The sequence below is a fragment of the Finegoldia magna genome (genome assembly GCF_003182075.1).
GTDB classification, from domain to species: Bacteria; Bacillota; Clostridia; order Tissierellales; family Peptoniphilaceae; genus Finegoldia; species Finegoldia magna.
In genome coordinates this window covers 1-9,046 of the sequence record NZ_QGTH01000014.1, presented here as the reverse complement: position 1 = coordinate 9,046, position 9,046 = coordinate 1, and the positions used below count along the sequence as shown (strand labels likewise).

Annotated in this window: 10 protein-coding genes; 7 read left to right on the top strand and 3 right to left on the bottom strand. The window is 35.5% G+C overall.

Annotation, left to right across the window (positions count from 1 at the left end; genetic code table 11):
- Positions 1-2,336, top strand: a 2,336-nt coding sequence (locus tag DES33_RS09635) for a MiiA motif-containing surface protein (RefSeq protein WP_170111626.1), incomplete at its 5' end; no start/stop codon positions are given.
- A gap of 116 nt (positions 2,337-2,452) precedes the next feature.
- On the opposite strand, the gene DES33_RS06425 is transcribed toward DES33_RS09635, so the two are convergent.
- Entirely contained in the window at positions 2,453-2,977 is a 525-nt protein-coding gene (locus DES33_RS06425; protein ID WP_094225078.1) for a DNA topology modulation protein, read from the bottom strand.
- A gap of 179 nt (positions 2,978-3,156) precedes the next feature.
- On the opposite strand from DES33_RS06425, the gene DES33_RS06420 reads away from it, so the two are divergent.
- Genes DES33_RS06420 through DES33_RS06400 form a run of 5 tightly spaced genes read left to right on the top strand, consistent with a single transcriptional unit; the run spans position 3,157 to position 6,970 of the window.
- Positions 3,157-3,576 carry an SH3 domain-containing protein gene (locus DES33_RS06420; RefSeq protein ID WP_094225077.1) on the top strand — a complete coding sequence of 140 codons (420 nt, stop codon included), beginning with the start codon at positions 3,157-3,159 and terminating at the stop codon, positions 3,574-3,576.
- Positions 3,577-4,356: a tyrosine-protein phosphatase gene (locus DES33_RS06415; protein ID WP_094225076.1), complete on the top strand. Its 780-nt coding sequence runs from the start codon at positions 3,577-3,579 to the stop codon at positions 4,354-4,356.
- Between the two features lies 1 nt (position 4,357).
- Positions 4,358-4,996, top strand: coding sequence for a YveK family protein (locus DES33_RS06410; protein WP_094225075.1), 639 nt, complete (start codon positions 4,358-4,360; stop codon positions 4,994-4,996).
- Complete coding sequence (locus DES33_RS06405) at positions 4,986-5,585, top strand: CpsD/CapB family tyrosine-protein kinase (protein WP_094207647.1); 600 nt, start codon at positions 4,986-4,988, stop codon at positions 5,583-5,585. Before DES33_RS06410 ends, DES33_RS06405 begins: the two co-directional genes overlap by 11 nt.
- Before the next feature lie 59 nt (positions 5,586-5,644).
- Positions 5,645-6,970 carry an aldehyde dehydrogenase family protein gene (locus DES33_RS06400; protein WP_110058442.1) on the top strand — a complete coding sequence of 442 codons (1,326 nt, stop codon included), beginning with the start codon at positions 5,645-5,647 and terminating at the stop codon, positions 6,968-6,970.
- Here the strand turns inward: DES33_RS06400 and DES33_RS06395 are convergent.
- Positions 6,942-7,214, bottom strand: coding sequence for a DUF1294 domain-containing protein (locus DES33_RS06395; protein WP_094225073.1), 273 nt, complete (start codon positions 7,212-7,214; stop codon positions 6,942-6,944). The two genes, DES33_RS06400 and DES33_RS06395, sit on opposite strands and share 29 nt — an antisense overlap.
- A gap of 36 nt (positions 7,215-7,250) precedes the next feature.
- Here DES33_RS06395 and DES33_RS06390 point away from each other — a divergent pair, with 36 nt between their 5' ends.
- Positions 7,251-7,958, top strand: a complete 708-nt coding sequence (locus tag DES33_RS06390) for a pseudouridine synthase (RefSeq protein WP_110058441.1) — start codon at positions 7,251-7,253, stop codon at positions 7,956-7,958.
- A gap of 40 nt (positions 7,959-7,998) precedes the next feature.
- Here DES33_RS06390 and DES33_RS06385 read toward each other — a convergent pair whose 3' ends face one another.
- Positions 7,999-8,640 carry a dihydroxyacetone kinase subunit L gene (locus DES33_RS06385; protein WP_110058440.1) on the bottom strand — a complete coding sequence of 214 codons (642 nt, stop codon included), beginning with the start codon at positions 8,638-8,640 and terminating at the stop codon, positions 7,999-8,001.
- Between the last annotated feature and the right edge of the window lie 406 nt (positions 8,641-9,046).

Sequence of the window (9,046 nt, the reverse complement as noted above, 5' to 3'; positions counted from 1 at the left end):
AAACAAAGACAAATGAAGATGGATCTACAACAGAAACTACAACAATCTACGACGTTGACCCAGATACAGGCGACTTAAGTAATCCAACTGTTACAACAAAAACAACTCCAGCTGAAGAATACCTTGCAATCTTTAACGGAAATGGCGGAAATCCAACAACTCAAAAAGTAACTGTAAAAGACGGTGAAGTAGTAAGTGGAGTAACAGAACCAACAAGAGAAGGATATAAATTTGTAAAATGGGTTAAGTTAGGAACAGACAAAGAATTTGACTTAAGTAAACCATTCAGCAAAGATATCTTAGGCGGAGAAAAGAGTGTAATATTCTCAGCAGTTTGGGAAAAAGTTGTTTCAGGAGACACAACAGCACCAACAATTGATGCAGGAAACATTACAGCTGTAGAAGGACAACCTATACCACCAGTAATGGTAGATGTTGACGATGTTAATGCAAAAGTTACTGTAGAAGACTTACCAGAAGGATTGAAGTACAACCCAGAAACTAAGCAAATCGAGGGTACTATACCAAAAGCAGAAGATTGGGGTTATAAGGAAGAAAAAACTATCACAGCAACAATCAAAGCAGTTGATGAAGCAGGAAATGAATCTACAAAAGAAATCACAGTTACAATCTTGAGAGATACTGACGGAGACGGAACTCCAGATGTAACAGACACTGATGATGACAATGATGGTGTAGATGACAAGACTGAAAAAGAAAAAGGTACAGATCCAAAAGATAAGGATTCAAAACCAAGTACAACAGCTGAAAGCACAGATCCAACTATTCCTGAAAAAACAGGCGTAAAAGATCCGGAAAAATTAACTGACAGAGAAAAAGAAGAAGTTAAGAATAAGATTGAAGAAGCTAATAAGGATAAGTTCCCAGAAGGAACAAAAGTTGACGTTGATGATAAGGGTAATGCAACTATCACATACCCAGATGAATCAAAGGATACTATCCCAGCTGAAAATCTTGTATTCCAATACAAACATGGAGATCCAGAAATTGATGACAGGCCAGAACTTCCAATCTCTGATATAATCGAACCAACAGTTCCAGGAAAGACTGATGTAGGCGACAAAGATAATCTAACTGATAAAGAAAAAGAAGAAATCAAAGATAAGATCGAAGAAGCCAACAAAGATAACTTCCCAGAAGGAACTAAGGTAGAAGTTGATGATAAGGGTAATGTAACAATCACATATCCAGATGAATCAACAGACACTATTCCAGCTGATAAAGTCGTAGAACAAAAAGAAGAAGTTGACAAATCAGAACTTCAAAAAGAAGTAGACAAAGCAGATACTACAAAAGAATCTGACAAGTACAAGAATGCAGATCAAGACAAAAAGGATGCATACGACAAAGCAATAGAAGATGCAAAGAAAGTACTTGAAAACAAAGACGCTACTCAAGAAGAAGTAGACAAAGCAAAAGATGCATTAAAAGCTGCAGAAGAAGCTTTGAATGGTAAAGCAACTCAAGAAGTTGATAAATCAGAACTTCAAACAGAAGTAGACAAAGCAGATACTACAAAAGAATCTGACAAGTACAAGAATGCAGATCAAGACAAAAAGGATGCATACGACAAAGCAATAGAAGATGCAAAGAAAGTACTTGAAAACAAAGACGCTACTCAAGAAGAAGTAGACAAAGCAAAAGATGCATTAAAAGCTGCAGAAGAAGCTTTGAATGGTAAAGCAACTCAAGAAGTTGACAAATCAGAACTTCAAACAGAAGTAGACAAGAAAGATGATACAAAAGAATCTGACAAGTACAAGAATGCAGACCAAGACAAGAAGGATGCATACGACAAAGCAATAGAAGAAGCTAAGAAAGTACTTGAAAACAAAGACGCTACTCAAGAAGAAGTAGACAAAGCAAAAGATGCATTAAAGGCTGCAGAAGAAGCTTTGAATGGTAAAGCAACTCAAGAAGTTGATGCTGACAAGGTGGATCCAGCAGTTCCTGGAAAGACTAAGGTTGAAGATCCTTCTAACTTAACTAAGGACGAAAAAGACAAGGTTAAGGAAGCTATTGAAAAGGCTAATAAGGATAAATTTCCACAAGGAACTAAGGTTGAAATCGGAAACGACGGATCAGCTACTATCACTTATCCAGATGGATCTAAGGATACTATCAAAGGTAGTGATTTAGTTGAAAAGATTGCCGATGCACCAACTAGACCTTCTAAACCTTCTAAACAAGACAAACCATCTAAGAACTTACCAAAAGCAGGTATTGAATCAGAAGCTATGATGATGGCTGCTGCAGCTCTATCTACTTTGGGTGGATTGTATGTTTCAAGGAAGAAAAAAGAAGATGAAGAATAAATTATAGATCTTAATTCTGTAGTTTATTGAGATGAAGATACCCGATCGTATGATCGGGTATTTTTATATGCAAAAATATTTGATTCTCAAAAAAACTTCAACAAAAAAAGAGCCTATTACAGGCTCGCGTTGCTTCGTTGAAGGTATTTTTTAAATTTTGTGAGTTCTTCTTGGTTGTTGATTTGAATCCATTTGTGGGAGTAATGTTTTTTCATATTGGCGTAGTTTTCGCGTTTTTCTTTGCTGCGTCCATCTATGAGTATCCACTTGATAAATTCAAAGTCTAGTTTTTCGGGGCAATTGTCTGCCATGCTTTCTCTGGTTTTGCCATGGTATTTGATGTAGCGTTTGATGGCTCTTGCAAGGCAATTGAATCTGTTGAAGTTAAGGAAGATTATGATGTCAGATAGAGCGAGTCTTTCTGTTTTCTTAAATTTATTGTAGTTTCCATCTATTACCCAATCGTCTTGTTTCATAAAATTTTCTACTATGTTAATGGCTTCATCTAGGTCTCTTTCTTGCCAATTTTCTGTCATGTTTACTTGGTCAAGATGAAGCAATGGCAGATCGTATGTTTGTGATATATCTTGTGCTAGTGTGGATTTTCCGGATGCTGAATATCCTATTATTGAAATTTTCACGTTTTTCTCCTTATTTTAGTATGATTATCTTCTATTATTATATATAATAGTGGGGCTAATGTCACGTTACTATTTTTAGTTTTAATGGTATAATATAAATAATGATTTTTACAGATTTTTATGTGTATAAAAGTCTTAATATATGTTAAAATAATAATTGTTAATTAGGAGATGATTGTATGAAGAGATTGATACCTATTGCGATTTTGGTTTTGGTGTTGACGACGGGTTGTTTGAGAAAACCGGAACACTACGAATCTATGAGAAACACTGAAATAGCAGAGCCTGTGGAACAAGAGTCTACAGAGCAAAAAAAGCCAGAGGATTCAAAACCAGAACAACCAGCAGAAAAGCCTTCTGAAGAAAATACGGATTCTAACAAACCGGCAGAATCTACTGAGAAAACTATGAAGGTTACAACAGATATTTTGAATATGAGAAGTGAAGCTAGCACTAATTCTTCTATTGTGACTAAGCTAAAAAAGAATGATAAGCTTAAGGTTATCGAAGAAACTAAGAATGATGGTGGAACTACTTGGATTAAGGTTGATTTTAATGGTCAAGTAGGTTTTGTTTCTAAGGAATTTTTGGGTGAGTAAATGATTGATGTTAATAGCAAGATAATGGCGGACATGAAAAATGGTTCGAGTAATTTGGATCAGGCTATTGCCACTGCGCTTGAGTATGTCAGGCTTGGTTATAAAAAGGTTGTGAGCGCGTCTGAGATTTCTACGAATGGTAGAGTTTTGTATGCTGATGAAAAGCAACTTCTTATCGACAGAATCAATGATGAGCTTGACTATCAAAAGATTGATTTGCAAGTTTTGTCTGGAAATTTGATGACTTGTGATCCTAAAATGGTGGAATATTTCAATGATGATTTGATTAGTTCAATTAATTATTCCAGATATATTTTGCTTGAACTTCCAAGTACAACTGAATACAAGGATTTAAACAAGCTTATTTACGATATCCAAATCAAAGGATTTGTTCCTATTATCGTTCATCCAGAAAGGTGTAAATACGTCCAAGAAAACTCAGATTACTTGATTTCCTTAAAGGAAAGAGACTGCTTGGTGCAACTGGACATGAATTCGTTGGTTAAACCAAAGAAAAGCAGATTGGCTAAGACTGCTAAGGAATTATTGGACAGACAAATGGTAGATGTTGTGGCTACAGAATCGGAAAATGCATACGGGACAGATTGTATTAGAGATGGAATAAAATCTCTTCATAAGATTATAGATGCTGATTATTTTGATTTGATTATGAGGCTTAATCCACAACTTATCGTGGAAGATGAAAGAATAGATAGGATTCCGATATTAAGTAAGGACAGCGGTGGAGTTTTGTCTAGAATTTTTAGTAAGAGGAGATAAGATGAGAGATAACTTATTTGTAAGAACTTTTAAAAATAGGTTTGTGCCTATTGTTTTGGTGACGTTTTTGTTCGCAATTGCTATGATTTGCTACGATGTTATGTGGGTGAGACCTGTGTACAGCGTGGATTCAAAGGTGGTAGTGAGTGCAAAAAGCGGGAATACTTCAACTACTCAAATAGAAACTGTGAAGTCTTTGGTTAAGTCTAGGATGGTGTTGACTGAAGTGAAGCAAAACTTGAAATTGAAGCCGAATGTTGAGGATTTGTCCAAGAAAATCAGCATTTCAGACGAAAATTCAAAGATTGTTAGTATAAATGTTGAGGATACTGTTATTCAACGAGCAAGAGATATTGCGGATGAATTGGCAGATATCACAGTTAAAAACGCTACTGATGAATATAAGGTTGAGGTGTTGGAATACTCTTCAGCTCCTTTAAAAGCTGTGTCTCCAAATTTGGTTAGAGATACTTTATTGGCTCTACTTATAGGGTTTTTAATTTCGTTTATAATTTGTATGGTGAGGGAATCTCACGATGATGTCATGAGAGTGAATACTGATGTGGAAGATTTGGGAGTAAATGTTATTGGAGATATTCCTTATGTTGATGAAAGGGGTGCTATGATAGATGAAGGATAAGACTTTGTTTAATGAACAATACAAATATCTAAGAACTAATGTGAAGTTCGCAGGGGCAAATATCAAGTCTATCGTGGTTACTTCGGGATTTTTTGGAGAAGGCAAGACTTCTGTGGCTGCTAACTTGGCGAAGAGCTTTGCTTTGTCCAATCACAAGGTTGTTATTGTGGATATGGATTTGAGAAGACCAAGTTTGAGAAATTTCTACGATATTGACACTGAAATCGGCGTTACAAATGTCGTTGTAAATAAGATGGACTATAATCTTGCGATTAGTCACGACGAATCGATATGGGATTTGGATATTATTCACGCTGGAGCTATTCCACCAAATGCGAATGAGATTATTTCAAGTGAAGCTATGAAGAATTTCATCCGTATTTTGGAAGATAACTACGATTATGTGATTATCGATACTCCTCCAATCGAAGCTTATTCTGATGCTGTTGCGTTGTCAGCGATTTGCGATGCGACTTTGTTGGTGTACAAGGTTGGAGAAACTAAAAAGAGCGACATTGAAAAATCAATCGATTCAATTAGAAATGTTAACGGCAATTTGATAGGACTTGTACGTATTAATGAAAAGTAACTATAGGCTGACTGATTTTACACGAATCAGTTGGCTTATTTTTTATAGAGAGGTAAATTATGATTGAAAACTTACGAGAAAAATCTCAAACGGTTTTGTTGAAGCCTTCTATTAGGGTACTGTATCTGAGAAAACTACGAGATTCTGTGAAAAATCATAGAGAAGAGATAATCTCGGCTTTGAAGGAAGATATCGGAAAAAGCGAATACGAAGCTTTTATGACAGAGTATGCAACTGTGATGCAGGAGCTGAATTTCTTCATTAATAACACTGTAAAACTTGCACAAGCCAAGAATACCTCTTTTGATTTGATGACTTTTCCGAACAAAACGGAAATCAGAAACAGGGCGTTCGGGGTATGTTTGATTATTAGTCCGTGGAATTATCCTTTTAATTTGAGTATGATTCCTGTGATTGATGCCATTGCCGCTGGAAATAGCGTGTATTTGATGATGAGTAGAAAAAATCCTAAGATCAGAGAATTAATGAAAAAAGTTCTAGAGCCTGTGGAGGATATTGTTCATCTTGAAAATGACAGAAGTTATGATGAGGTGTTGGAAGAAGAGTTTGACTTTTATTTCTTCACTGGTAGCAAAAACAGAGGACGAGCTGTGTATAAGAAAGCGGCAGAGAATTTGAAGCCTTGTGTGTTGGAATTGGGTGGCAAAAGTCCTTGTATCGTGGACAAGGATGTCGATTTACAAGATACAGCGAAGAAGATTTGCTGGGCGAAGTTCACAAACTCCGGACAAACTTGTGTGGCTGTTGATTATTTGGTGGTTGAAGAAAGCATCAAGGATAGGCTTATGCATTATATACTGAAGGAGATTGACGAGAATTATTCCGATATTTCAGAGATGTCTAGGATAAAAACGAAGGCAAAATACGATGAGTTCAGAAAAATTATGAGGGATAGAACGGATAGAATCGGGGGAAAATACCACGATGATGAGATGATTATTGAACCGTGTGTGTTTACTGATGCAACTTTTAATGATGAGATAATGAAAGACGAGATATTTGGGCCGTTACTTCCTGTGATTTCATACACTGATATTGATGCGATGTTGATGCACATCAGAAGAATGGACAATCCGTTGGCTTTTTATGTGTTCACTAAGGACAAGAAATTGTGCGATTATATCACTAATTCTGTGGGATTTGGCGGTGGATGTATCAACGATTGTATGATGCACATCTCCAACAACAAGGCGCCTTTCGGTGGATTTGGCAATAGTGGACTTGGCCATTATCATGGCAAATGGGGATTTGACACTTTTTCACACAAACAATCGGTCTATGTTTCCAGAAAAGTCGACAATCCATTTAGATTCAAACCATTTACGGACAAAAAGCTTAATTTAATGAAAAAATTCCTTGGCTAATTAAGACGAATACTACAAGATAAACCAATGAAATCAATGGGATTGAGATGGTGAATTTCTTCTTGTATAGTTTGTGTTTGAAGATTATCATGGAGTTTAACGCTCCGATGAATCCACCGATTATGCACAAGAGTATCAGAATATTTTCAGAAATTCGGTATTTGTTGTGAATGGCTTTCCTTTTATCTATAAGGAAGGCTAGGAAAGTTATTAAATTTATTATTAAAAAATATAAACTAAACATTACATCACCCAAAATTATTGTACCATAAGGAGAGATATGAGATTAGATAGAATGCTTAGCGAGATGAAGATCGCGACGAGAAAAGAAATAAAACAAATGGTGAAAAAGGGGATTATCACGGTGAATGATGTGACTGTGAAGAAGTCTTCTGAGCATATAGATGAAAACAACGACGTGGTGAAAATCTACGACGAGGTTATTGAGTACAGAAAGTATTTGTATTTCGTGATGAACAAGAGAAAAGGTGTGACAAGTCATTCGAAGGATCCTATGCACAAGACTGTGATTGACGATATGGGAGAGCTTTGTGTGTTTGATTTGAATCCTGTAGGAAGGTTGGATTTGGATACGACAGGGCTTTTGATTATAACGAATGACGGAAAATTTGCACACAATTTGATATCTCCGAAGAAAGATGTGTCCAAGAAATACAAGGTTACTTTGAGAGACAAGGTCGATGAGAAATACAATGACACATTTGAAAAAGGTATAAAGTTGATGCCGGAAGATATCATAACGAAACCTGCTACGATGGAAATTATCGACGATTATAATTGCTACCTTATTATAAAGGAAGGCAAATACCACCAAGTTAAAAGAATGTTCGAAAAAGTTGGCAATGAAGTTGTTGAACTTCAAAGGGTTCAAATAAGAAGTTTTAAGTTGCCAGAGGACTTGGAAGAAGGAGATTTCAGAGAACTTACTGATGAAGAACTCAAAATCCTTGGATTGGAAGAAGAATAAAGAAAAAATCTCAATTTAACTTAAAAGTTGAATTGAGATTTTATTTTGTGCGTCTTTTTTTGAGGACATATTTGTATAATGTGTCGAAAAACAAAAACAACGAATAAGCACCAGGGTCTATCGCTCCAACGGAGAAAATCGCGTTGTGGCGTGCTTTGCCTTTCTTGGCTGTCATTTCTGAAGTTTGTTCGCAAGCTATCTTGCAATCTACGCTTATTTTTTTCATCAATTTAATCGTATTTTCATTTTTGTTTTTTTCAAAGCTTTCTGTTGCAGCGTGAATGCAATCTAAAATTGTCTTGTCATTTAACTTACAGTTTCCAACAAGTTTCACAGATTCGGTCGTGATTTTCAAAATTTCTCCGAACATTTCACGGTCGATAACATCTACATCTGTAAGATATGCTGAAACCTTATCACATACATAAGAATAGATAGGGGATGTTGCGCCTTTTACTTTGTATGTAAATAGAAAAGATAGATTACTGAATTGAGTTGATAGGTTTTCTGATTTGAAATCAGGAAAAGTCGTAAAAAGCTCCCTAAATCCATTATTCAGGTTAGAACCGTGGTCTCTGTTACTTAAATTCTCATCGAGCTTATTCAAAAGAGAACAATTTACCATCAAACATTCCTGATACATCGTGAAAACTCTGTAAATATCATCATTTGTAAATCCCATAAGCCCCCCTTTCTTACTTAATATTATACATGATTACAGAAAATTTTAAAAAAATTTCAAAAAACACTTGACAAGTATGATTTAGGAGCGTATACTGTAATAGTTGTCTGAAAGAGACGTAACAAAAACTTGATTAAGTTTACAAGAATTTAAAAAAGTTTTAAAAAAGTCTTGACAAGCTAAAAAAAGTATAGTATACTTTAATAGTTGTCACTTGAGGCAACGAAATAATTTAACAAAGAACCTTAATAAATTAAATAAAGTAAATACTTTGAGAGAAGTACAAACCAAACAATAATTCGGTGAGAATAAAAAAAGCAAAAGTCAGCTGAAAAGCTAGCTTCAAACAAACATTAAATTGAGAGTTTGATCCTGGCTCAGGACGAACGCTGGCGGCGTGCTTAAC

Bases quoted from the DNA above. Each gene is read 5' to 3' on its own strand.
- DES33_RS06420 (WP_094225077.1), top strand. From the start codon at position 3,157: ATGAAGAGATTGATACCTATTGCGATTTTGGTTTTGGTGTTGACGACG.
- DES33_RS06415 (WP_094225076.1), top strand. From the start codon at position 3,577: ATGATTGATGTTAATAGCAAGATAATGGCGGACATGAAAAATGGTTCG.
- DES33_RS06410 (WP_094225075.1), top strand. From the start codon at position 4,358: ATGAGAGATAACTTATTTGTAAGAACTTTTAAAAATAGGTTTGTGCCT.
- DES33_RS06405 (WP_094207647.1), top strand. From the start codon at position 4,986: ATGAAGGATAAGACTTTGTTTAATGAACAATACAAATATCTAAGAACT.
- DES33_RS06400 (WP_110058442.1), top strand. From the start codon at position 5,645: ATGATTGAAAACTTACGAGAAAAATCTCAAACGGTTTTGTTGAAGCCT.
- DES33_RS06395 (WP_094225073.1), bottom strand. From the start codon at position 7,214: ATGTTTAGTTTATATTTTTTAATAATAAATTTAATAACTTTCCTAGCC.
- DES33_RS06390 (WP_110058441.1), top strand. From the start codon at position 7,251: ATGAGATTAGATAGAATGCTTAGCGAGATGAAGATCGCGACGAGAAAA.
- DES33_RS06385 (WP_110058440.1), bottom strand. From the start codon at position 8,640: ATGGGATTTACAAATGATGATATTTACAGAGTTTTCACGATGTATCAG.